Origin of the sequence: Haemophilus parainfluenzae (genome assembly GCF_014931415.1) — a bacterium.
In the GTDB taxonomy this organism is placed as follows: Bacteria; Pseudomonadota; Gammaproteobacteria; order Enterobacterales; family Pasteurellaceae; genus Haemophilus_D; species Haemophilus_D parainfluenzae_AF.
In genome coordinates this window covers 709,053-732,013 of record NZ_CP063121.1, presented here as the reverse complement: position 1 = coordinate 732,013, position 22,961 = coordinate 709,053, and the positions used below count along the sequence as shown (strand labels likewise).

The 22,961-nt window shown below is 39.6% G+C and carries 22 protein-coding genes and 1 pseudogene; 14 read left to right on the top strand and 9 right to left on the bottom strand.

Annotation, left to right across the window (positions count from 1 at the left end):
• Positions 1-50: 50 nt before the first annotated feature.
• Together INP93_RS09750 and INP93_RS03605 are read left to right on the top strand one after the other, a co-directional pair.
• Positions 51-743, top strand: a pseudogene (locus INP93_RS09750) (penicillin-binding protein 1A); the annotation flags it as partial.
• A 66-nt stretch (positions 744-809) separates the two neighbouring features.
• Positions 810-1,655, top strand: a complete 846-nt coding sequence (locus INP93_RS03605) for a 23S rRNA (adenine(2030)-N(6))-methyltransferase RlmJ (protein WP_049373837.1) — start codon at positions 810-812, stop codon at positions 1,653-1,655.
• Between the two features lie 35 nt (positions 1,656-1,690).
• On the opposite strand, the gene psiE is transcribed toward INP93_RS03605, so the two are convergent.
• The 4 genes from psiE to rpsU form a co-directional block, all read right to left on the bottom strand.
• The gene (psiE, locus tag INP93_RS03600) at positions 1,691-2,107 is read right to left on the bottom strand and encodes a phosphate-starvation-inducible protein PsiE (protein WP_178165508.1); all 417 of its coding nucleotides are present in this window, start codon (positions 2,105-2,107) and stop codon (positions 1,691-1,693) included.
• Positions 2,108-2,241: 134 nt separating this feature from the next.
• Positions 2,242-4,131: an RNA polymerase sigma factor RpoD gene (rpoD, locus tag INP93_RS03595; protein ID WP_197545162.1), complete on the bottom strand. Its 1,890-nt coding sequence runs from the start codon at positions 4,129-4,131 to the stop codon at positions 2,242-2,244.
• Positions 4,132-4,200: 69 nt separating this feature from the next.
• Positions 4,201-5,985: a DNA primase gene (dnaG, locus tag INP93_RS03590; RefSeq protein WP_197545161.1), complete on the bottom strand. Its 1,785-nt coding sequence runs from the start codon at positions 5,983-5,985 to the stop codon at positions 4,201-4,203.
• Between the two features lie 137 nt (positions 5,986-6,122).
• Complete coding sequence (rpsU, locus tag INP93_RS03585; protein WP_005694732.1) at positions 6,123-6,338, bottom strand: 30S ribosomal protein S21; 216 nt, start codon at positions 6,336-6,338, stop codon at positions 6,123-6,125.
• Positions 6,339-6,556: 218 nt separating this feature from the next.
• On the opposite strand from rpsU, the gene tsaD reads away from it, so the two are divergent.
• The 6 genes from tsaD to INP93_RS03555 all read left to right on the top strand — a co-directional run bounded on the left by tsaD (position 6,557) and on the right by INP93_RS03555 (position 10,953).
• Positions 6,557-7,585 carry a tRNA (adenosine(37)-N6)-threonylcarbamoyltransferase complex transferase subunit TsaD gene (tsaD, locus tag INP93_RS03580; RefSeq protein ID WP_197545160.1) on the top strand — a complete coding sequence of 343 codons (1,029 nt, stop codon included), beginning with the start codon at positions 6,557-6,559 and terminating at the stop codon, positions 7,583-7,585.
• A 9-nt stretch (positions 7,586-7,594) separates the two neighbouring features.
• Positions 7,595-7,831, top strand: coding sequence for a hypothetical protein (locus tag INP93_RS03575; protein WP_197545159.1), 237 nt, complete (start codon positions 7,595-7,597; stop codon positions 7,829-7,831).
• Positions 7,831-8,412, top strand: coding sequence for a thymidine kinase (locus INP93_RS03570; protein ID WP_065243624.1), 582 nt, complete (start codon positions 7,831-7,833; stop codon positions 8,410-8,412). Before INP93_RS03575 ends, INP93_RS03570 begins: the two co-directional genes overlap by 1 nt.
• 36 nt (positions 8,413-8,448) lie before the next feature.
• Positions 8,449-9,669, top strand: coding sequence for an aromatic amino acid transporter (locus INP93_RS03565; RefSeq protein ID WP_075876134.1), 1,221 nt, complete (start codon positions 8,449-8,451; stop codon positions 9,667-9,669).
• A 276-nt stretch (positions 9,670-9,945) separates the two neighbouring features.
• Complete coding sequence (locus INP93_RS03560; protein ID WP_005694737.1) at positions 9,946-10,332, top strand: YgiW/YdeI family stress tolerance OB fold protein; 387 nt, start codon at positions 9,946-9,948, stop codon at positions 10,330-10,332.
• Positions 10,333-10,389: 57 nt separating this feature from the next.
• Positions 10,390-10,953: a hypothetical protein gene (locus INP93_RS03555; RefSeq protein WP_032822367.1), complete on the top strand. Its 564-nt coding sequence runs from the start codon at positions 10,390-10,392 to the stop codon at positions 10,951-10,953.
• A 102-nt stretch (positions 10,954-11,055) separates the two neighbouring features.
• Here the strand turns inward: INP93_RS03555 and ligA are convergent, their stop codons facing one another.
• Together ligA and zipA are read right to left on the bottom strand one after the other, a co-directional pair.
• Complete coding sequence (gene ligA / locus INP93_RS03550; protein WP_232087617.1) at positions 11,056-13,059, bottom strand: NAD-dependent DNA ligase LigA; 2,004 nt, start codon at positions 13,057-13,059, stop codon at positions 11,056-11,058.
• 82 nt (positions 13,060-13,141) lie between these two features.
• Positions 13,142-14,176, bottom strand: a complete 1,035-nt coding sequence (zipA, locus tag INP93_RS03545; RefSeq protein WP_197545158.1) for a cell division protein ZipA — start codon at positions 14,174-14,176, stop codon at positions 13,142-13,144.
• A gap of 171 nt (positions 14,177-14,347) precedes the next feature.
• Between zipA and cysZ the strand changes: the two genes are divergently transcribed.
• The 5 genes from cysZ (at position 14,348) to INP93_RS03520 (ending at position 18,681) form a co-directional block, all read left to right on the top strand.
• Positions 14,348-15,193 (top strand): sulfate transporter CysZ, encoded by an 846-nt coding sequence (gene cysZ, locus INP93_RS03540; RefSeq protein WP_049373827.1) that lies wholly within the window; start codon positions 14,348-14,350, stop codon positions 15,191-15,193.
• 100 nt (positions 15,194-15,293) lie between these two features.
• Entirely contained in the window at positions 15,294-16,244 is a 951-nt protein-coding gene (gene cysK, locus INP93_RS03535) for a cysteine synthase A (protein ID WP_197545157.1), read from the top strand.
• Positions 16,245-16,427: 183 nt separating this feature from the next.
• Positions 16,428-17,201 (top strand): amino acid ABC transporter substrate-binding protein, encoded by a 774-nt coding sequence (locus INP93_RS03530; protein WP_049362446.1) that lies wholly within the window; start codon positions 16,428-16,430, stop codon positions 17,199-17,201.
• Positions 17,185-17,901, top strand: coding sequence for an amino acid ABC transporter permease (locus INP93_RS03525; protein WP_197545156.1), 717 nt, complete (start codon positions 17,185-17,187; stop codon positions 17,899-17,901). The genes INP93_RS03530 and INP93_RS03525 overlap by 17 nt, the downstream gene beginning before the upstream one ends.
• Positions 17,902-17,910: 9 nt before the next feature.
• The gene (locus tag INP93_RS03520; protein ID WP_197545155.1) at positions 17,911-18,681 is read left to right on the top strand and encodes an amino acid ABC transporter ATP-binding protein; all 771 of its coding nucleotides are present in this window, start codon (positions 17,911-17,913) and stop codon (positions 18,679-18,681) included.
• 72 nt (positions 18,682-18,753) lie between these two features.
• Here INP93_RS03520 and INP93_RS03515 read toward each other — a convergent pair whose 3' ends face one another.
• Positions 18,754-19,497 (bottom strand): MIP/aquaporin family protein, encoded by a 744-nt coding sequence (locus tag INP93_RS03515; protein WP_197545154.1) that lies wholly within the window; start codon positions 19,495-19,497, stop codon positions 18,754-18,756.
• 372 nt (positions 19,498-19,869) lie between these two features.
• Here INP93_RS03515 and glpK point away from each other — a divergent pair, with 372 nt between their 5' ends.
• On the top strand, positions 19,870-21,381 hold the full coding sequence (gene glpK, locus INP93_RS03510; RefSeq protein WP_111315802.1) for a glycerol kinase GlpK: 1,512 nt from the start codon (positions 19,870-19,872) through the stop codon (positions 21,379-21,381).
• A gap of 89 nt (positions 21,382-21,470) precedes the next feature.
• Here glpK and INP93_RS03505 read toward each other — a convergent pair whose 3' ends face one another.
• Together INP93_RS03505 and INP93_RS03500 are read right to left on the bottom strand one after the other, a co-directional pair.
• The gene (locus tag INP93_RS03505) at positions 21,471-22,322 is read right to left on the bottom strand and encodes a hypothetical protein (protein ID WP_232087616.1); all 852 of its coding nucleotides are present in this window, start codon (positions 22,320-22,322) and stop codon (positions 21,471-21,473) included.
• Between the two features lie 5 nt (positions 22,323-22,327).
• Complete coding sequence (locus INP93_RS03500) at positions 22,328-22,924, bottom strand: HNH endonuclease family protein (protein ID WP_197545152.1); 597 nt, start codon at positions 22,922-22,924, stop codon at positions 22,328-22,330.
• Between the last annotated feature and the right edge of the window lie 37 nt (positions 22,925-22,961).

Genomic DNA, 22,961 nt, shown 5'->3' with positions numbered 1-22,961 from the left:
CTGATAACCTAAAATCCGCTAAAGGTAATAGCAACACCGATACAGATGAAGGTGAGGGCGATCAGCAACCTGAGAATGTACCTGACTTGCCAGAACTTCAAACATCCGCATTAAATGACGGTTCTGTTGATTTAATGGCGGATGCGAAAGACGGTGCAGCAAAACAAGAATACGCACCTCGTGTGATTAGTGGTGAATTAGCCTTCTTAATTCGTAGTGCATTAAATACGGCGATTTATGGTGAGCAAGGACTTAGTTGGAAAGGTACCAGCTGGCGTATTGCTCAAAGCATTAAACGTAGTGATATCGGTGGTAAAACCGGTACCACTAATAGTGCGAAAGTAGCTTGGTACGCAGGTTTTGGCGCAAACTTAGTCACCACAACCTATGTTGGTTTCGATGATAACAAACGCATATTAGGTAAAGGTGAAGCGGGAGCGAAAACCGCAATGCCTGCCTGGGTTGCTTATATGAAAGCTGCACTTTCTGATGTGCCAGAACGTCAACTTGAGCTTCCTCCAAACATCATGGAAAAAACCATTGATAGTAACTCTGGTTTACTTTCTGAAGGTGGTGGCCGTAAAGAATACTTTATCGTTGGTACCGAGCCTAAACGTACTTACATTGCGGAAATGCAAGAGCGCGGTTATTATGTTCCACCAGAGTTGCAACAACGTCTAAATGGTGGAACAGGTAAAACCAAAGACGCAATTCCTGCAACGCAACCAGAAGAATTATTCTAACCCTGATTTAAATACTAAAAGTGCGGTTAATTTTGACCGCACTTTTTTACGTCAAAAGGACAAATCATGTTAAGTTATCGTCACAGTTTCCATGCAGGCAATCATGCTGATGTATTAAAGCATATTGTATTAATGCTGATATTGGAAAATCTTTCGCTGAAAGAAAAAGGTTTTTACTATCTCGATACCCATTCTGGGGTCGGACGCTATCGTTTAAGTTCTAACGAATCAGAAAAAACCGGCGAATACAAAGAGGGAATTGGGAGACTTTGGGAAAGAACAGATTTACCCGAAGAAGTTGCTCGCTACGTGGATCTCATTAAAAAGCTCAATTATGGCGGTAAAGAATTACGTTATTATGCGGGCTCACCTATGATTGCCGCGCAATTATTACGTCCTCAAGATCGTGCATTACTGACAGAATTACATCCAAGTGATTTTCCATTATTACGCAATAATTTCAAAGAATTTAAAAATATCACCACAAAATCAGAAAATGGTTTCCAACAACTCAAAGCCACGCTTCCACCAAAAGAACGCCGAGGCTTAGTGCTTATTGATCCGCCTTATGAATTAAAAGAAGATTATGATTTGGTAGTGAAAGCTATAGAAGAAGGTTATAAACGCTTTGCTACGGGTACTTATGCGATTTGGTATCCAGTGGTTCTACGTCAACAAACAAAACGCATTTTTAAAGGATTAGAAGCAACAGGAATTCGTAAAATTTTGAAAATTGAATTGGCGGTTCGCCCTGATAGCGATCAACGTGGTATGACCGCAAGTGGAATGGTGGTGATTAACCCACCTTGGCAATTAGAACAGCAAATGAAATCTATTTTGCCTTATTTGACCCAAACGCTCGTCCCTGAAGGTACGGGAAGTTGGACAGTGGAATGGATTGTACCGGAATAATCCATTCCAAAATATCGGTCAAAATGACCGCACTTTTAAATTTTAATTTTATTGGAATACAACACTAAGCAAAGTGCAATAACCATAATTAAAATCGCGCCTGCGAATAAGATGGTATCAACCGAACTCTCATGATTCACAATAATCAGGCGCAACATAGCGGTAATCCCCGCGTAAATAAAATAGCGCAAAGGAAAGTGATAGCCACTTTTAAAATATTGCACGATAAGGCCAATAAAACCGAAATATAAGAAAAACATCACGGCTTGTTCGGCAACATCATAAGGCACTACGCTTGATGTATTAAACACCATAATTGCTAAGGTATAGGTGATTTTAGCTAAAGCAATAATCAACACTAAAGCCAAAGCAATAAGTGAAAAACTTAATATCACTTTTAATACACCAGTCACTACTCTAGGCAGCTTTTCTAGTTCTTGAGATTCTTCCATAAAGTTCCTTTTTTATTTTTTGAATGATGAAAAGTGCGTATTTTAAAGGAATGTGATTTGGTGGTAAATAACCAAATTTAATCAAATAAAAAAGGCAGATATTTCTGCCTTTTCTTTTTTATATGAATGAATAATTACTCATCTAAGAAACTTCTTAAGGTTTCAGAACGACTTGGATGGCGTAATTTACGCAATGCTTTCGCTTCAATCTGACGAATACGCTCACGGGTTACATCAAATTGTTTACCCACTTCTTCAAGTGTATGGTCGGTATTCATATCAATACCAAAACGCATACGTAACACTTTAGCTTCTCGAGGGGTTAAGCCTTCTAACACTTCATGAGTCGCCACTTTCAAGCTTTGTGCAGTGGCAGAATCTAATGGCAATTCAAGAGTTGAATCCTCGATGAAGTCACCTAAATGTGAATCATCGTCATCACCGATTGGCGTTTCCATTGAAATTGGCTCTTTCGCAATTTTAAGCACTTTACGAATTTTATCTTCTGGCATTCCCATACGCTCAGCAAGCTCTTCCGGTGTCGCTTCACGTCCCATTTCTTGTAACATTTGACGAGAAATACGATTTAATTTGTTAATCGTTTCAATCATATGAACCGGAATACGAATTGTACGAGCTTGATCCGCAATCGAACGAGTAATTGCCTGACGAATCCACCAAGTTGCATAGGTTGAGAATTTATAACCACGACGGTATTCAAATTTATCTACCGCTTTCATCAAACCGATATTCCCTTCTTGAATTAAATCCAAGAATTGTAAACCACGGTTGGTATATTTTTTCGCAATAGAAATCACCAAACGTAAGTTGGCTTCAACCATTTCTTTTTTCGCACGGCGAGCTTTTTGTTCACCACGAGATACCGCATCACAAATCTCACGCATTTGTTGAATGGTAAGATTGGTATTTTGCTCAATATTCGCTAAGTTATCTAAAGATAAACGAATACGTTCTTCATATTTTGGTAAACGTTTTGCCCAAGCTTTTGTTGATTTTAATGCTTTTGCTACCCATGCATCACTGCTGCCATTCGCAACAATAAGCGCCTCAAATTCATCTTTTGGCATACCTGCAATATCAACTAATACTTTTTGTAGTTGACGCTCTTCTGCACGTACACGTTTCATCATATTCTTCATTGATAAAACAAGTACATCAAATTGTTTTGGCACTAAACGAAATTGTTTAAAAATATCGGCGAGTTGAGCAATTTGATCTTTGGCACGTTTACCACTACGACCGTGTTTTGCTATGGTCGCCAATGTTTTAGTATGCTGCTCTCTTAATGCAGCAAATCTTTCACGCGCTACTTCAGGATCGATACTGTTATCTGAATCACTGTCATCAGAACTTGAGCTGTTATCGCTTTCATCTTCCTCATCGCTCTCATCATCAACATCTGCAGCAGATTCGGCACTTTCATCTTCATCAGCAAAATTTTCATCAATGTTTGCGGTTTCCTCTTCTGGAACATTTGGATCCACAAAGCCTGTGATTAAATCAGCTAAACGGTAATTGCCTACTTCAACTTGGTCATAATTATCTAATAATTCAGTTAACGCTTCTGGGTATGCCGCAATTGCTGTTTGGACTTCATCAATCCCTTCCTCAATACGTTTTGCAATGCTGATTTCATCTTCACGGGTAAGAAGATCAACCGTTCCCATTTCACGCATATACATACGCACAGGATCGGTTGTACGGCCGATTTCAGATTCCACATTGGATAAAATCTGTGTTGCTTCTTCCACTGCATCTTCATCCGGAATAGTGTCATTCAACATCATTTCGTCACTTTCCGGCGCTTCATCCAGAACCGGAATACCCGCATCATGCTGTAAAGTCTGCAACAACTTATCGTAATACTCTGGATCGATCACATCTTCCGGAAGTAAGTCATTAATCTCCGCATAGGTTAAATAACCTTGCGTACGACCCAATTCCATAAGCTGTTCAATTTGTTCTGAATATTGCTCTGCGGTAGATTGTTGATTTTGTTCCATTTTTATTCCCGTTTTGCGTTATTTTTGGAAGATAAAAGCCCTTGTTTTGAACAGGAGATTTTACCATTGTTATGACGGATTAACTAACTGTTTTTTCTGCTCTTCTTTTCCCTTGAGCAAATTCACTAAAATTGCTCGCTCTTGATCAGTTAAGCCTTCCGCCCTTTCTTTTGCAATCAGCATTTCAATATCTCGTTCAATCGCTTGAATATTCAAACGACGGTAGTTTTGAGAGAATGCATTAATGATTTCTAAGTCATCTAATAGATGATCCCAAGAGGCTAATATTTCAAGGGGCTTGCTGAATTCTGTATCACGAAAATATTCTAAGATTTGCCCTGTTGTAATACCTTCTCGTTCACGACAAAGTGCGGTCAATTTTTCGAGTAATTCGTAACCTGCTTCATGCTTTAAGGCTTGTAACCCCACATCCGAAATGCGATTCACTAATTGTGAATTCTGTAATAACAGGGAAATCACTACACGCATTGGCGTTTTCTTAATGGTTTTTTGTGGCGTTTTAGGTTTGGGTTCAGCCTTGTCTATTTGATTTGGAATCAAGCTTTCAAGCTGTGATTGATCAAAGATTCCAAGCTTTTGTGCCAACATATTTCGCAATGATAGACGCAACATATCACCAGGAATTTGACGAATTAAAGGCGCCGCGAGTGCGACTAATTTGCCTCGTCCTTCTTGCGTCGAAAAATCCACCTGTGGACTTAAATGTGCGAATAAAAATTCTGTGAGAGACTGAGCTTGATCAATATATTCTTCAAACTTTTCTTTACCATATTGACGAATATAAGTATCCGGGTCTTCTCCATCTGGTAGGAAAATAAACTTGATTTGTCGTCCATCTTCCAGATAAGACAAAGCGTTTTCAAGTGCGCGCCAAGCGGCATCACGCCCTGCTCTATCACCATCGTAGCAGCAAATGACTTGCTCTGTTGAACGGAACAATAATTGAATTTGTTCCGAGGTCGTCGATGTACCAAGAGAAGCCACTGCATAATTCACACCAAATTGCGCTAATGCCACCACATCCATGTAACCTTCAACCACCAGTAGTTTTTCTGGCTCATCATTGATTTGTAAAGCTTCATATAAACCATAAAGCTCATTACCTTTATGATAGGTAATGGTTTCGGGGGAGTTCAAATACTTGGGTTTTTCATCCGTTAAAACACGTCCACCAAAGGCAACTGTTCGACCACGTTTATCCCGAATCGGAAACATAATACGATTACGGAATTTATCGTACACATTGCCACGATCGTTTCGAGAAAGCATACCTAAATCAAAAAGTTTTTTCTGTTCTTCCCGATTTTTGCCGAATTGGCGTAACACCGTATCCATCGCATTGGGTACATAACCAATTTGAAAACGAGCAATAATTTCTGGCGATAAACCACGTTGCTGAAGATAGCTTTGAGCAGGAATATTTAACGGGAGTTGAGCTTGATAAAACGATGCAATCTCTTGCATCAAATCGTATAAATTACGTTTTGTCTGATAGCTCACATCCGGTTTATTACCGAATTGGTTTGGGCGTTTTTCATAAGGCACTTCAAGCCCTGCCGAAGCAGCAAGTTCTTCAACGGCTTCAACAAATTCTAACTTGTCGTAATCCATTAAAAATGAAATCGCATTGCCTTTCGCGCCACAACCGAAGCAATAATAGAATTGTTTTTTTTCACTTACCGTAAAGGAGGGTGTTTTTTCATGATGAAATGGACAGCAAGCTTGATAATCTCGTCCTGCTTTTTTGAGTTTCACGCGCGCATTAATCACATCGACAATATTCGATTTTGTGAGCAGATCATCAATAAATTGGCGTGGAATTGAGCCTTTCATTGCCTTGCCTCCTTGAATACGATGCGAAAGTGCGGTTGATTTTGCGTGACTTTTTTTCGATGAATTTAAAGCAACAAAACCGTGATACCCAAAAGGTTTCACGGTTTGTCTTAACTCGAGTTAGAAAATACTACAAATTAGTATAAACGGGTATTGCGCGCGTTTTCGCGAGCATTACGTTTAGCGTGACGTTTAGCAAGCGTTGCTTTTTCACGTTTACGGATTGTAGTTGGTTTTTCATAGAATTCACGAGCGCGAACTTCTGCTAAAATACCAGCTTTTTCGCAAGAGCGTTTGAAACGACGTAAAGCTACGTCAAATGATTCGTTTTCACGTACTTTAATTACAGGCATAAGCCAATCACCTCAATGAGTTTAATTTAATTGCAATTTTAAATTTTTATTACTGCCGAATGAACGGCAAATTCAATAAAGGATGCAATTCTAATCGATCTTCCCTGCAAAAGCAAAGGAAAGATCGCCTATTTGCTGAAAATTTGGCGTTTGAACTGGTTTAAGCGGACTAAACAAGGTAAAATCTTTGCCAATTTTTTTAATAAAATGAGAAGAAAATGCGTATTTTAGGGATCGAAACCTCCTGTGATGAAACAGGTGTCGCGATTTATGATGAAGATAAAGGCTTAATTGCCAATCAGCTCTACACGCAAATAGCCTTGCATGCGGATTACGGTGGTGTAGTGCCAGAGCTGGCTTCCCGCGATCACATTCGCAAAACGGCGCCATTAATCAAAGCTGCATTAGAAGAAGCCAATTTAAACGCTGACCAAATTGATGGTATTGCCTATACAAGTGGCCCGGGTTTAGTGGGCGCATTATTAGTGGGCGCAACGATCGCACGTTCACTGGCTTATGCCTGGAATGTGCCAGCTATTGGCGTACACCACATGGAAGGTCATCTACTTGCGCCAATGCTTGATGAAAATCGACCGCACTTTCCATTTATTGCCCTCTTAGTTTCAGGTGGACATACGCAATTAGTGCGCGTTGATGGCGTAGGAAAATATGAAGTCATTGGCGAATCCATTGATGATGCCGCGGGTGAAGCCTTTGATAAAACCGCGAAATTATTAGGGTTAGATTACCCTGGCGGTGCAGCACTTTCACGTTTAGCCGAAAAAGGATCGCCAGATCGTTTTGTGTTTCCACGTCCAATGACAGATCGCCCAGGTCTTGATTTTAGCTTTTCAGGCTTAAAAACCTCAGCGGCTAACACCATTAATCAGGCGATCAAACAAGAAGGCGAATTAACCGAACAAACTAAAGCCGATATTGCCTTTGCCTTCCAAGATTCCGTCGTGGATACACTTGCAATTAAATGTAAACGTGCCTTAAAAGAAACCGGCTATAAGCGTTTAGTGATTGCTGGCGGGGTGAGTGCAAACAAAAAATTACGTGAAACCCTTGGCACTATGATGAAAAATCTTGGTGGTGAAGTATTTTATCCGCAACCTCAATTTTGTACCGATAATGGTGCCATGATTGCCTATACGGGCTTTTTACGCTTAAAACAAGGTCAGCACAGCGATCTCGCCATTGATGTTAAACCTCGTTGGGCGATGGCAGAACTCCCTGCAATTTAAGGAATAAATATGGAAAATATGATTAAAGTAAGAGCCATGCGTGCAGCCGGTATCGCTTGTTTTTTAGTACTCGCGATTATTGGCGCATGGATTTTTACCACGCCAAGCAGTGATATTGTTGACGCTCTTGCTGAAGCAGGAAAAATGGTGGGAGGCGGCGCCACTTACGGGACCTTTATGCTAGCAGCCTGTCCACCTGTTGCAGGATTTATTGCCTATTATTTCTGGAAATGGGTGATTAAATAATGGCAAAACTCTATTTTTACTACTCTACGATGAATGCGGGCAAATCAACCACGTTGCTGCAGTCTTCCTATAACTATCGTGAACGCAATATGAACACCATGGTTTATACGGCAGCCATTGATGACCGCTTTGGATTAGGCAAAGTCACGTCGCGTATTGGTATTCATGAAGACGCCAATTTATTTACGTCAACGAGTGACCTTTTTGCCGAAGTAAGCCAACGTTTACAACAAGAAAAAATTCATTGTGTTTTAGTTGATGAAGCCCAGTTTTTAACGAAACAGCAAGTGTATCAATTAAGCGATGTCGTGGATAAACTGAAAATTCCTGTGCTTTGTTATGGCTTGCGTACCGACTTCCAAGCAGAGCTATTTGAAGGTAGTAAGTATTTACTTGCTTGGGCAGATCAACTAGAAGAATTAAAAACAATCTGTTATTGTGGACGTAAAGCCAATTTCGTTTTACGTTTAAATGAACAAGGTGAAGTCATTAAGGAAGGGGAACAAATCCAAATTGGTGGAAACGACTCTTATCTTTCGGTTTGCCGCTATCATTACAAAGAAAAGTGCGGTCAGCTTTAACCTCGTTTTTCAATTTTATACTCGGAGAACAATTTTATGCTAAAAAACAAAACATTCGGCAGTGCCTTAATCATTGCCGGCACAACCATCGGGGCAGGGATGCTCGCGATGCCATTAACCTCTGCCGGTATTGGTTTTGGTTACACCGTTTTCTTATTAGTCGGCTTATGGGCACTTTTGGTTTACAGCGGTTTGCTTTTTGTTGAAGTTTACCAAACTGCAGATCGCTTGAATGATGGCGTAGCGACTCTAGCCGAAAAATACTTCGGCATTACAGGGCGTGTCTTAGCGACTTTTAGTTTGCTCATTTTACTTTACGCCCTTTCTGCGGCCTATATCACCGGGGGCGGTTCATTATTATCGGGTTTACCAACCGCTTTTGGCTTTGAAAGTCTTTCCTCCGAACTTTCAATCATTTTATTTACCGTCGTACTCGGTGCCTTTGTGGTTGTAGGTACAAGAGGCGTTGATGGTGCCACCCGTATTCTGTTCATCGGTAAATTAATTGCCTTTGCTTTTGTGTTGTTCATGATGTTACCAAAAGTATCTGTCGATAACCTGATGGCATTGCCTTTAAATTATGCTTTCGTGATCTCTGCGGCACCAATTTTCTTTACCTCCTTTGGCTTCCACATCATCATGGGTAGCGTAAACAGCTATTTAGATGGTAGTGTTACTCAATTCCGTAAAGCGATTTTAATTGGTACAGCGATTCCACTTGTAGCTTATTTAGTGTGGCAATTAGCGACTCACGGTGTATTAAGCCAAAATGAATTTGTGCAAGTATTACAAGCGGATCCAACCCTTAACGGCTTGGTCAATGCAACACGTCAAATCACGAACTCCCACATTATGGGTGAAATCGTACGCGTATTCTCTGCACTTGCATTAATCACCTCTTTCCTTGGTGTCATGCTCGGGGTATTTGAAGGTTTAGGCGATTTATTTAAACGTTACAAATTGCCACACAATCGCTTGACACTGACGGTTGCAGCCTTCACACCACCACTTGCGTTTGCCTTGTATTATCCTGAAGGCTTTATCGCAGCATTAAGCTATGCAGGTTTACTCTGTGCGTTCTACTGCTTAATTTTGCCTATCGGACTAGCATGGAAAACACGTCAAGCGAATCCGAATCTGCCTTATCGTGTAATCGGTGGTAATGTGACTTTAGTGATTGCATTAGTTATTGGTGTAGCGATTATGATCGTGCCATTCTTAATTCAAGCAGGCTATTTACCTGCAGTAGCAGGCTAAAGTGCGGTAGATTTCCAGGGCATTTTTCTCATAAAAGTAGGGCTTAAACGCCCTATTTTTTTATTTTCAAAAAATTTTCATTTTTTTTACCTCTCTTAATCTTTCCTTAAGATTCTCTTGTTTAAATACACTCATCGAAAGGCAAACAATCCAATCGATAAATAAATCTGAAAAATGTTAATCACTTAAGAAAAGATTAAGATTTGAATGATTTAATACATCTGAAAGCAAAGCTTTCAACTTACTTTATGATTATCTTATTTAGGAGAACAAACTATGAAAAAATTACTTACTGTTGCAGCTATCGCATTATCTTCTGTTGCCGTATATAACACCGCAATAGCACAAGGATTTAATGATGGTCACAAGCACAACACCCAACAAGGTTTTGTCGATGAAAGTGTTATTGTAAAAACCGTTGATGATGCATTAAATGCCAATGATGATACTCCAGTTCGTTTAGACGGACAAATTGTAAAACAAATTGGTAAAAAGGATTTCTTATTTAAAGACGCAAGTGGAAAAGAAATTCAAATTGAAGTCAGCAAAAAAGCATGGAATGGTGAAACGATAGCACCTCAAGATAACATTCAAATTATTGGTAAAGTCGATAAAGAATGGAATAAAACAGAAGTGGATGTGAAACAAATCATCAAAAAATAAGTAACAAAATGACCGCACTTTTCTTAAGTGCGGTTAAAAATCCCAAAGGAGAAGAAAATGGAAAACGTACAAACAATGTCAGATCTTATGCAGCAAATTCAACAACGAATTGATTCAATAAAAGCCTCTGCCATGCAGCAACAAACAGAAATGAAACAGTCATTAAATGAATGTATTGAGCAAAGTGAAGCCATTCAAAATCAATTAGTTCAAAGCCAACAGCAATTAACATCACAATTGGAATACGGCACGGCAGTATTAATTGAACTGGAACAAGGGTTACAGCTAGATTTCAGTACAGAAATCGCCGAATTTGAACAGTTGTGTCAAAATGAAACCGCCGATACGACAGAATTAACGCAACGATTGGAACAGCATGTACAGGAAAAAATCACGTTCCAATTAAACGAATTAAAAGCCAAAACAGGTATAGCCTTACAAGAGATTGGTCAGGTGACACTCCATATTAAGCAGTTATTTGGGGCAGAAAAAAGTGCTAAAGTGAAAGGGTTGGCAAAATTAAAACAACGTTTATATAAACGTTTTGGTAAACAGATTATTGCTTCAAAAGAATGCTTGGCAAAACAACTGGAACGTGGAGCCAGTAAATTAAGAGCTTAAAATGTCCGCTATCGTTTATTAAGAAGAAAAGTTAAACCGCACTTAATCTTGAGATGAGATGAAGTGCGGTCATTTTTTTAGTTTTTTTTTCGATTGAGACGGTTAAATCTGAGCCAAAAATTCTTCTTCCGTTAGAACGGTAACACCTAATTCTTGTGCTTTTGTGAGCTTAGAACCCGCCGCATCACCGGCAATCACAAAATCTGTTTTTGCTGAAACCGAGCCGCTCACTTTCGCGCCCATGTCTTGTAATAAGGCTTTAGCTTCATTACGTCCCATTTGAGTTAAGGTTCCGGTTAATACAACCGTTTTGCCTTTAAAGCGGTTTTCTGTCACTTCTTTGGTTTCCACGGTTTCCCAATGTACGCCTTGAGCGATTAAATCATTCACCACTGCGACATTATGTGGTTCGTGCCAAAACGCCAAAATACGATTTGCTACCACCTCTCCCACATCTGGCACTTGCTGTAAGGCCTCTAAATCTGCATTTTGCAAGGCTTCCAGGGTTTTAAAATGATTGGCTAAATTCAATGCTGTAGCTTCTCCCACCTCACGAATTCCTAAGGCGAAAATAAAACGTGCTAACGTCGTATGTTTTGCTTTTTCAAGGCTCGCTAAGGCATTTTCAGCTGATTTTGCGCCCATTCTTTCTAAACGAGTCAATGTGGTTAAATCTAACTTGAATAAATCGGCTGGCGTATGAATTAATTCACGATCCACCAACTGCTCGATTAATTTGCCCCCTACGCCATCAATATCCATGGCCTTGCGAGAAACGAAATGTTTAAGCGCTTCTTTACGCTGTGCGGCACAGAATAAACCGCCCGTACAACGCGCTACCGCTTCGCCTTCAATACGAACAATGGCCGAATCACATACCGGACAAGTTTTAGGAAAAATGATCGGTCTCGCATCCGCTGGGCGACGATCGTGCAACACGCCAATAATTTGAGGGATCACATCTCCCGCACGGCGAATCACTACCGTATCTCCAATCGCAATATCCAAGCGTTCAATTTCATCACCATTATGCAATGTAGCATTACTCACCGTGACACCTGCCACAAATACCGGTTCTAATTTAGCCACTGGGGTAATCGCCCCTGTTCTTCCCACTTGGAATTCCACGTCATTTAAGCGAGTTAATTCTTCTTGCGCAGGGAATTTATAAGCAATTGCCCAACGCGGTGCTTTTGAGATAAAACCTAATTTCTCTTGTAACGCAATATCATTTATTTTCAGCACAGTGCCATCAATATCGTAACCAAGAGAGCTGCGTTTATTTTGAATATCACGATAAAAATCCAACACTTCATCTGTGCCGTTACATAAACGGATTTCTGGGTTTACCGGAATCCCAATAGACTTCAGCCATTGCAAACGATCATAATGCGTATTCGGCAAATCTACCCCTTCCGCAATACCAATACCATAAGCATTCAATACCAATGGGCGTTTACTTGTAATTTTCGGATCAAGCTGGCGCAACGATCCCGCTGCTGCATTACGTGGGTTAGCAAAAGTTTTCTCACCTTTCTCTAGAGCCTGTTGATTTAAACGCTCAAAGCCTGCGTGTGGCATAAATACTTCACCACGTACTTCTAAACGTGTAGGCGGATTGTCCATTAAAAGCTGCAAGGGAATATTTCTAATCGTACGGATATTCGCAGTAATATCTTCCCCTGTTGTCCCATCACCACGAGTCGCGGCTTGAGTCAGCACACCATTCACATACAAAATACTCACCGCTAAACCATCTAACTTAGGTTCACAGCAGAAAGTAAGAGGTTCAGGCAAACGAATAAGACGATCTTCAATACGTTTTACGAATGCATAAAATTCCTCATCTGAGAAAGCATTATCCAAAGAAAGCATTGGAATTTCATGACGAATCTGAGCAAAGCCTGACAGCGGTTTGGCGCCCACACGTTGAGTAGGTGAATCTGCCGTAATGAGTTCCGGATGAGCAGCTTCTAAGGCTTTAAGTTGGTGAAATAAACGGTCATATTCTGCATCAGGAATGGTTGGATTATCCAACACGTGATATTCATATTCATAACGACGAAGATCCTGACGTAATGTATCAATTTGTTGCTGAAGGCTCATAATGTTCTCTAACGGTTTACTCATTGAATTAAAATGGGCGAACCATCGGCTCGCCCAAAGTGCGGTTATTTTTTCGTGCGTTTTATGCGATGCGAGATAAGTAATCTTGCTCAGCTACATCATCAAAAATCTCTTGCTGATCAGTCAACACCACGCCACCTAAATCTTCTGCAATGGTTTTCGCTGCGCGAATCATCATACGTAAGTTCGCCAAATTATTACCTGGAGATGGCAACTGCATAAAGAGTACCACACCCATGGTTGAAAACTCGGCCATATTGTAATAATCAAACGTTCCGGGTTGTTCAATGTTTGCCACGCTAAATAAAACCGGGCTTGCCACACTTAAATCAAAGTGGCGGTGATACATTTGACGCTCGCCAAAAATGAATCCCAAGTTTTCTAACGATTGAGATAACTGCGGACCATAAAATTCACGATTTTGATTTGAAATCACATAAAGTTGAACAAATCCCGTGGTTTGTTTTGGTTTTTCCACTTCTACCGGTTCGTGATAGTTAAAATGTACGTTCTCATGAGCAGGTTCTTGAGTTGGATTTAATGACATCTCGGCTAACTGCTCACGTAATTCAGGCGAAGAAGAATTTACACCATCAAAATCATTGCTTTGTGCTTCTAACTCTTCGATTGTCATTTCTGCCACACGTGGTTTCGGTTGTACATTCGTTTCAGGATAAACCACAGGTTCAGGCTGTGGCGCAGGAGCAGATTGCGCCGTGTTCATCTCATAAACTGGCTGATTTGGTAAGGAGATTTTAATATCATCCACGCTTTTTTCTATTTGACGCGCATCCACTTGAGCACGTTGCTCGTCAAAATTAAATTGCTGTTGGCTTGCTGCCTGTGGTGCCACTTTAGGTTGAACACTTTGTTGTACAGGCTGTGCTGTTTGAGCGCGATGTGTTAAACGAATATCCGCATTAGGATCAGCGGCTTGCGAAAAAGGATTGACCTCACCGTTTTTAGAAGTGCGGTTAAATGTATTCGCGCTTTTAAAATATTTTGATTTCTCACGGCGATTTGACCATAATCCGTGTACCACTAAGGCAATTAAAGCAATTACCCCTAAAATAATCAAAATGGTATTTAAGTCCATTCTTGTTGCTCCTTAACGCAATGATTTTTTGCTAATCCTACCACATTTCCACAGGTGAAAAAATAGGAAAGCAAACAAGATATTAAAAGGGATGAGATGGAATTTTTCTCAAAAAATATTGTCTTTCTGTGACATTTTGTATTTTTTACTTTTTAATTTAAAGGAACAATGATGATCGATCAAAATGAAATAAAATCTGCTTTCAATCATTTCGTGATGGGTTGGCATTTCATTACTCAAAAAGGCCTCCGCCGTTTTGTGATTATGCCGATTTTACTTAACGTCGTCCTACTCACAGGCTTATTTTGGCTATTTGTTTCACAAATCTCCACGATGATCGACTGGGTGATGAGCTTTATTCCTGATTGGCTAAGCTTTTTAAGTGTGATTTTGCTCGTGCTGTCTATTGGCTCAATTCTCTTATTTTTCTATTTTGCCTTTACGACACTTTCAGGCTTTATTGCCGCACCGTTTAATGGATTATTGGCAGAAAAAGTCGAAAAAATGCTGACCGGTGAAGCTGTTAATGATGATGGTTTGGCTGAAATCATGAAAGATGTGCCGCGTATGCTAAATCGTGAATGGCAAAAACTATGGTACAGCTTACCGAAATTTGTGGGCTTGTTCTTATTAAGTTTTATCCCTGTTATCGGACAAACCATTATTCCAGTACTCACCTTCCTATTTACTTGTTGGATGATGGCGATTCAGTACTGTGACTACCCGTTTGATAACCATAAAATTTCTTTTGGCATTATGAAAAATGCGTTAGGCGAAAGACGTTCTCAAAGCCTGACATTCGGGGCATTAATTACCCTTTGTACCGCATTGCCGATCGTGAACTTAGTGATTATTCCTGTTGCAGTCTGTGGTGCAACAGTAATGTGGGTCGAAAATTATCGCTCACAATTAAAATTTGATATGAATTTTGACCGCACTTCAGGTTCAACACAAATTGTGACACGTTCTACGAGTACAGAAATTAAGCCTTCAGGAAATAACATCGTGAATAAATAGCATTTAGTTATAAAATATAGCTATTAACTATTTTTTTTATATAAAAACCGGTGTTATAACTACTGCATCAACTCATTCCAAAATATAAAAGGACAGTAAAATGACAATTTATGCAGATAACTCATACTCAATCGGTAATACTCCATTAGTTCGTTTAAAACACTTCGGACACAATGGTAACGTTGTCGTAAAAATTGAAGGTCGCAACCCAAGCTTTAGCGTGAAATGCCGTATTGGTGCCAATATGATTTGGCAAGCAGAAAAAGACGGCATTTTAACAGCGGGTAAAGAAATTGTAGATGCAACCAGCGGTAACACCGGTATTGCTTTAGCTTATGTAGCTGCTGCACGCGGTTATAAAATCACCTTAACCATGCCTGAAACCATGAGTCTTGAACGTAAACGTTTATTACGTGGTTTAGGCGTGAATCTTGTGCTCACTGAAGGCTCTAAAGGGATGAAAGGTGCGATTGCTAAAGCAGAAGAAATTGTGGCATCTAACCCAAATCATTATGTGATGCTAAAACAATTTGAAAACCCGGCTAACCCAGATATCCACCGTCAAACTACCGGTGAAGAAATCTGGAAAGATACGGAAGGTAAAGTTGATGTCGTAGTTGCCGGTGTGGGTACCGGTGGTACAATTACCGGTATTTCCCGTGCGATCAAATTAGATCACGGTAAAAAAATCACCTCTGTGGCGGTTGAACCAAGTGAATCACCCGTTATTACCCAAACCCTTGCTGGCCAAGAAGTGAAACCAGGTCCACACAAAATTCAAGGTATCGGTGCGGGCTTCATTCCGAAAAACTTAGATTTATCATTAATTGATCGCGTGGAAACTGTAGATAGCGATACGGCAATTGCGACCGCTCGTCGCTTAATGGCTGAAGAAGGCATTCTTGCGGGTATTTCTTCTGGTGCGGCTGTGGCAGCGGCTGACCGCTTAGCAAAACTACCTGAATTCCAAGATAAATTAATCGTTGCAATCCTACCTTCTGCATCAGAACGTTATTTAAGTACGGCGTTATTTGAAGGTATTGAAGCTTAATCTATTGATTGAATTCATTTAATCTAAGGTCTGTTTTTACAGACCTTTTTTTGTTTATTAATTAAACAGTTTTTATTTGATATAACAAAAAGAAATAATTCATAAATAAATAATACTTTTCTTTTCTTTTTCGCTTCTTATAATTCATTTCACTTTCGTTATTTATCTAAAAAAGGAATACTTATGAAAAAATCATTTTTTAGCACCGCACTTTTAGCGGCAGGATTAGCCCTTTCTACTTTTGCTAACGCCGGTGAAATTGCTGATCGCGTTGAACAAACTAAAACCTTATTAGTCGGTACTGAAGGTACTTACGCGCCATTTACTTTCCATGACAAAGATGGCAAGTTAACCGGTTTCGATGTGGAAATTATCGAAAAAGTAGCGCAAAAATTAGGTTGGAAAGTCGAATTTAAAGAAACCGCTTGGGACGGTATGTATGCAGGTTTAAATGCAAAACGCTTTGATGTTATTGCTAACCAAACCAATCCAAGCCCAGAACGTTTAAAAAAATATGATTACAGTGCACCTTATAACTACTCTGCTGGCGTAATCGTGACGAAAGCCGATAACGATAGCATTAAATCATTCCCTGATTTAAAAGGTAAAAAATCTGCACAATCTGCAACCAGTAACTGGAGCAAAGACGCACGTGATAATGGTGCAATTATTGTGACCGTTGATAGCTTGGCGCAAAACCTTGAAGCGGTAAAACAAGGTCGTGTTGATGCAACAGTAAATGATAAACTCGCAGTGTTAGATTACTTCAAAAAACAACCTAACTCAGGCTTAAAGATTGCTGTAGAAAGTGATAAAAAAATCCCAACTGGTTTTGCTTTCTTGAAAGGTGAAGAACCACTTATTGCAAAAGTGAACCAAGCACTTGAAGAACTACGCAAAGACGGAACTTTAAAACAAATTTCAATCAAATGGTTTGGCGATGACATTACTCAATAATTGGTTAGCCAGCCTTCCATTTATGACCACAGAACGAGCTGATTATGTAATCAGCTCGTTTTGGCCTATGATGGAAGGGGCAATTTTATATACGATTCCCCTTGCGGTCATTTCCTTCTTTTGTGGTTTATTCATTGCGGTTATCGTCGCTGTGATTTGCACGTTGCCACATCCCAATTTAATGACCAAAATTCTGCAGGGCATTTGTCGCATTTATATTTCCATTATTCGCGGCACGCCAATGTTGGTGCAGATCTTCATTATTTTCTACGGTTTACCTGAAGTCGGTATCAAACTTGAACCTTTTCCAACCGCAATTATTGCGTTCTCCATTAATATTGGTGCTTATGCCGCTGAAACCGTGAGAGCCTCTATTCTTGCGATTCCTAAAGGTCAATGGGAAGCCTCTTATGCGATAGGCATGAATTACACACAAGCTTTCGTGCGCACCATTATGCCGCAAGCTTTACGCATTTCCGTCCCTTCGCTATCAAATACATTTATTAGTACAGTGAAAGATACGTCTCTGGCGTCACTTGTTTGGATCGCTGAGTTATTCCGTGTAGCGCAAAACATCACGGCTGAAAACTATGAGTTTATTTTAATTTATAGTGAAGCGGCTCTCATTTATTGGGTATTCTGTTTTGTTCTATCGATGGGACAAACCCGTTTAGAAAAACGCCTTTCTCGCCATTTATAAGGACTGGTTATGTTAAAAGTCACGAATATTCAGAAAAGTTTTAATGGCCACCATGTATTAAAAGGCATTGATTTTGAAATTAATAAAGGTGAAGTGGTTGCCATTCTGGGCCCGTCAGGTTCAGGCAAAACGACTTTTTTACGCTGTTTAAATTTACTCGAACGCCCAGAAAAAGGAATATTAGCATTTACCGATGGAAGCTTAACCATTGATTTCAGCAAGAAGATCAGTAAATCCGATGAACTAAAATTGCGGCGTCGTTCCTCAATGGTGTTCCAACAATACAATCTCTTTCCCCATCGCACCGCACTCGAAAATGTGATGGAAGGCATGGTAGTTGTACAAAAACAACCGAAAGAGATTGCACGTGAAAAAGCCTTAGCATTATTGGAAAAAGTTGGTTTAAAAGCGAAAGCGGATTTATATCCCTCTCAACTCTCTGGTGGTCAACAGCAACGCGTCGGAATTGCCCGAGCTTTAGCAGTTAAACCCGATATTATCTTGTTAGATGAGCCCACTTCTGCTCTTGACCCAGAACTTGTTGGTGAAGTGTTACAGGCACTCAAAATGCTCGCACAAGAAGGCTGGACAATGATTATCGTCACACATGAGTTGAATTTTGCCAAAGACGTAGCAGATCGTGTAATTCTTATGGAAAATGGTCAAGTTGTTGAACAAAATACAGCGACAAACTTCTTCAGTTGCCCTCAACAAGAACGTACCAAACAATTCTTATTGCAAGCTAAAATGCCAATGGAATTCGAAGATTATTGTATTTAATCAAACCCCTAAATATAAAAAGAGCGGTCAAAAAACATCATGAATTTTGACCGCTCTTTCTATTTGAATGAATTACATAATTGCGTTGTAGAATACTGCTGCTAAAGCCGCACCGATAAATGGACCTACAACCGGCACCCAACTGTATCCCCAGTCAGCTTTAGTTTTCAATGTCCCACCAAGGAAAAGACCTAAGGTTAAACGTGGCCCAAGATCTCGAGCAGGGTTAATCGCATAACCGGTTGTTCCACCTAAGCTTAAACCAATTGCCCAAACTAAAATCGCCACAGGTAATGCCCCGATAGAACCTAAACCAATTGGCGTGCTTTCTGCCGTGCCAGGTAAAGTGATGTTTGCCCCTGCAAGATAGAAAATCACGAAGACAAGTACGAAGGTACCAATAATTTCGTTCACTAAGTTGATTGGATAGTTACGAATCGCAGGTTCAGTACAGAAACAAGCGCGTTTTAAGCCCTCTTCTTCGGTCGCTGTAAAGTGATCTTTATACATAATGTAAACCAACAACGCACCAACCATGCCGCCCACCACTTGTGCCGCAATGTAGCCTGGTACCAGTTCCCAAGCAAATGCGCCTTTCATTGCCACACCAAGTGTTACCGCAGGATTTAAGTGTGCTCCACTGTAAGGTCCCGTTACAACAACCGCCACATACACCGCAAATGCCCACGCGGTAGTAATCACAATCCAACCAGAACTTTGCCCTTTCGTTTTATTTAAACATACGTTGGCTACCACACCGTTACCTAACAGGATTAAGAGTGCCGTGCCAAAAAATTCTGCAAAATAGGCATTCATAAGAGAATCTCCAAATAATGATTAACTTAATGATTTCATTGAAGAAATCTTGCTTTGCAATTCAGTTCGTTGTTTGATCAAATATTGAGATACTCAAAGTGAGTGGCTTCATTATCTAGTTTTAACCAATTAATTCAATAGATGAAACCGATCTATTTTCTAAAAATGAGAGAGGGATCACATTATTTTGTGCGTTAACGCAATCGGTTGCATATCTTCAGCGAAAAATCTGTGATACCTATCACAAAACCAAACATTACTTGTTCCAATTAGATTCGAATTCAATTAAGTTAGGTTCGCAATTTGTTCGTTTAAGCTCAAAATTTCTTCATTCATTTAATGAGAGTGCCAAGCACTCTAAGGAATAGAACTATGACAGACAAAAAATACATCATCGCTTTGGACCAAGGTACCACAAGCTCTCGTGCAGTATTATTAGATCACAATGCGAATGTTGTCGAAATCGCCCAACGTGAATTTACACAAATTTATCCACGCGCAGGCTGGGTGGAACATAATCCAATGGAAATTTGGGCAACACAAAGTTCAACATTAAACGAAGTAGTTGCAAAAGCAGGCATTACCTCAGATGAAATCGCGGCAATTGGTATTACTAACCAGCGTGAAACCACCATTGTGTGGGAAAAAGCAACCGGCACACCGGTTTATAATGCGATTGTGTGGCAATGTCGTCGTACTGCAGATATTACAGACAAACTTAAAGCGGATGGTCATGAAGAATATATCCGCAACACCACAGGTTTAGTAGTGGACCCATATTTCTCAGGTACCAAAGTGAAATGGATTTTAGACAATGTAGAAGGTGCTCGTGAAAAAGCGGAACGCGGTGAACTTCTATTCGGTACCGTAGATACCTGGCTTGTGTGGAAATTAACCCAAGGTCGTGTTCACGTAACGGATTACACCAACGCATCCCGTACCATGCTATTTAACATCCATACGAAAAAATGGGATGACAAAATGTTGGAATTATTAAATATTCCACGTTCTATGTTGCCTGAAGTGCGTAATTCGTCCGAAGTGTATGGCAAAACCAACATCGGGGGTAAAGGCGGCGTGCGTATTCCTGTTGCGGGTATTGCGGGTGACCAACAAGCAGCACTTTACGGCCATCTATGCACACGCGCAGGCCAAGCAAAAAATACCTATGGTACAGGCTGCTTTATGTTGCTTCACACCGGTGATAAAGCCATTACCTCTAAAAATGGCCTATTAACCACCATCGCATGTAACGCCAAAGGTGAGCCTGAATATGCCCTTGAAGGTTCGGTATTTATTGCTGGCGCTTCAATCCAATGGTTACGTGATGAACTCAAAATCGTACATGACAGCCACGACTCCGAATACTTTGCACAAAAAGTCCCTGACAGTAACGGTGTGTACGTTGTTCCAGCCTTCACCGGTTTAGGCGCACCATATTGGGATCCGTATGCACGTGGTGCAATTTTCGGTCTTTCTCGTGGTTCTAACCGTAACCATATTGTACGTGCGACCCTTGAATCTATCGCTTACCAAACCCGTGACGTATTAGAAGCAATGCAATCTGACTCAGGTCAACGCTTACAATATTTACGCGTGGATGGCGGCGCAACCAACAATAACTTCTTAATGCAATTCCAAGCGGATATTTTAGATGTGAACGTAGAACGTCCAGTGGTGAAAGAAGTGACTGCACTTGGTGCGGCTTACCTTGCAGGCCTTGCGGTTGGTTTCTGGAAAGATTTAGACGAACTTCACGACAAAGCACGTGTAGAACGTACTTTCACTCCAGATAATGATGAAGAAAAACGTGAACGTCGTTATAAAGGCTGGAAAAAAGCCGTTAAACGCTCATTAGAATGGGCAAAAGAAGACGCAGAATAATCCTTCCTAGCCAATAATAAAGTGCGGTCACTTTTTGAGAGGTTTAAAAACTCTTTTAAAAAAGACCGCACTTTAATTTATTGTATTAATTAAAAATCTTCTGCATATTGCATAAAATCAAACTCGCCCTCAGCACGAGAGAATAAATGAGCAGCATAATGATCTATTGCCTCTGCTGGATTCGTCAACTTTTTAATACCCATCACATCTGCTCTAGGTATCACATAAACATTACGTTCATCATTATGTGAAGACACAAATAATTGATACCCTGTTTTACTCCAATCATCATTAGAGCGGGTATCAAGTAAACATCTTAATTCAAAATATTTTTCATCATTGAATTTATCATCGTCATAACTTTGTCTAAAAGCATGATTAAATTTCTGCTCAAGAAATGTTGTATATTCAGGAAGTGCAACGCCATGACTATCTTCAAAGCCTTCTATAATTGAATGAAGAGGCATTAATAATAATGAAGGTAAATTACTTTTATATATATTTGAAGTTATATCCTCTGAGACAATCCATTTATCACTAAAAAATAACCAAGAGTTAAGCAATTCATAAGGAATGCTTTTATGATGTAGCTTATATTCTCCCTTGGAGAATGAAAATGGGTCATAACTTATGTAATAAACAATATCATTAATTATTACGCCAAATTCAGTTATATCATTCATTACTGGAATCTGACTTCTTTTAATAGCATAAAAAAATCTTCCATCGTATAAATGAGAATATGACTCAGGCTGTATAACTTTAAATCGTTCAATAAGATAATTTTCTGGTTCAACTTTATTTACTAAATTTAAACCATCAAATTTCATTGGGTCAAAATCATCAAATTTTCGATAAAATAAGTTTATTTTATCAAAGCATAGCTCTGATAAGTTGAAATAGACTTCGTCAAACTCTTTATATAAATCAGATTTAGTCATAAATTTCACTTAAGACCTCTCTTTTTAATCTGTTCCTCAACTAAAGCCACCATATTTCTTTGAGTATTTTCTAAATACGCTCTATATATTGGTGATATATCTTTATTTTCCTTAACATATCTCTGCCAACTTTCCGTTCTTGTTTCAATTTTAGCACCTTTAGATGAATTTAGTTCCTTTGGTAAAGGATGTAAATTCATAGGGTGATTAATTAATTCATTTTGAACATGTTTTGGTAATTTATCAAAACCATCAATTTTATTAAATGCGCTTTGTGGCAAAATATGATCCACCGAAGCTCTTGCTCCATCTGGAAAATCTTTAAATTTACCATCGAAAGGATCGATATACATCACTCGATCATTTTTTGGATTAACCCAACCGCCTTGCTTAAATTTAGACTCAATATCACCATATTTTACATTCACAAAATCACAACAATTTGCATTGAGAACCCAAACACCAAATTCCCCTACATGGTAAGTGCTAAATTCTTCTACGGCGATGTTATAAACTGTTTCTAGTTTTCCAGTAGCCTGTTGCGATACCACTTGTAAAGATGGTAAGCCATTTCTATCAAAAAGTAGAACGAGCTTATGCAAAATTGGATGTAAAATTATAAAACTAGCTTAAAGATAA

Coding starts and splice junctions, on each gene's coding strand:
- INP93_RS03605 (WP_049373837.1), top strand. CDS start 810: ATGTTAAGTTATCGTCACAGTTTCCATGCAGGCAATCATGCTGATGTA.
- psiE (WP_178165508.1), bottom strand. CDS start 2,107: ATGGAAGAATCTCAAGAACTAGAAAAGCTGCCTAGAGTAGTGACTGGT.
- rpoD (WP_197545162.1), bottom strand. CDS start 4,131: ATGGAACAAAATCAACAATCTACCGCAGAGCAATATTCAGAACAAATT.
- dnaG (WP_197545161.1), bottom strand. CDS start 5,985: ATGAAAGGCTCAATTCCACGCCAATTTATTGATGATCTGCTCACAAAA.
- rpsU (WP_005694732.1), bottom strand. CDS start 6,338: ATGCCTGTAATTAAAGTACGTGAAAACGAATCATTTGACGTAGCTTTA.
- tsaD (WP_197545160.1), top strand. CDS start 6,557: ATGCGTATTTTAGGGATCGAAACCTCCTGTGATGAAACAGGTGTCGCG.
- INP93_RS03575 (WP_197545159.1), top strand. CDS start 7,595: ATGGAAAATATGATTAAAGTAAGAGCCATGCGTGCAGCCGGTATCGCT.
- INP93_RS03570 (WP_065243624.1), top strand. CDS start 7,831: ATGGCAAAACTCTATTTTTACTACTCTACGATGAATGCGGGCAAATCA.
- INP93_RS03565 (WP_075876134.1), top strand. CDS start 8,449: ATGCTAAAAAACAAAACATTCGGCAGTGCCTTAATCATTGCCGGCACA.
- INP93_RS03560 (WP_005694737.1), top strand. CDS start 9,946: ATGAAAAAATTACTTACTGTTGCAGCTATCGCATTATCTTCTGTTGCC.
- INP93_RS03555 (WP_032822367.1), top strand. CDS start 10,390: ATGGAAAACGTACAAACAATGTCAGATCTTATGCAGCAAATTCAACAA.
- ligA (WP_232087617.1), bottom strand. CDS start 13,059: ATGAGCCTTCAGCAACAAATTGATACATTACGTCAGGATCTTCGTCGT.
- zipA (WP_197545158.1), bottom strand. CDS start 14,176: ATGGACTTAAATACCATTTTGATTATTTTAGGGGTAATTGCTTTAATT.
- cysZ (WP_049373827.1), top strand. CDS start 14,348: ATGATCGATCAAAATGAAATAAAATCTGCTTTCAATCATTTCGTGATG.
- cysK (WP_197545157.1), top strand. CDS start 15,294: ATGACAATTTATGCAGATAACTCATACTCAATCGGTAATACTCCATTA.
- INP93_RS03530 (WP_049362446.1), top strand. CDS start 16,428: ATGAAAAAATCATTTTTTAGCACCGCACTTTTAGCGGCAGGATTAGCC.
- INP93_RS03525 (WP_197545156.1), top strand. CDS start 17,185: ATGACATTACTCAATAATTGGTTAGCCAGCCTTCCATTTATGACCACA.
- INP93_RS03520 (WP_197545155.1), top strand. CDS start 17,911: ATGTTAAAAGTCACGAATATTCAGAAAAGTTTTAATGGCCACCATGTA.
- INP93_RS03515 (WP_197545154.1), bottom strand. CDS start 19,497: ATGAATGCCTATTTTGCAGAATTTTTTGGCACGGCACTCTTAATCCTG.
- glpK (WP_111315802.1), top strand. CDS start 19,870: ATGACAGACAAAAAATACATCATCGCTTTGGACCAAGGTACCACAAGC.
- INP93_RS03505 (WP_232087616.1), bottom strand. CDS start 22,322: ATGACTAAATCTGATTTATATAAAGAGTTTGACGAAGTCTATTTCAAC.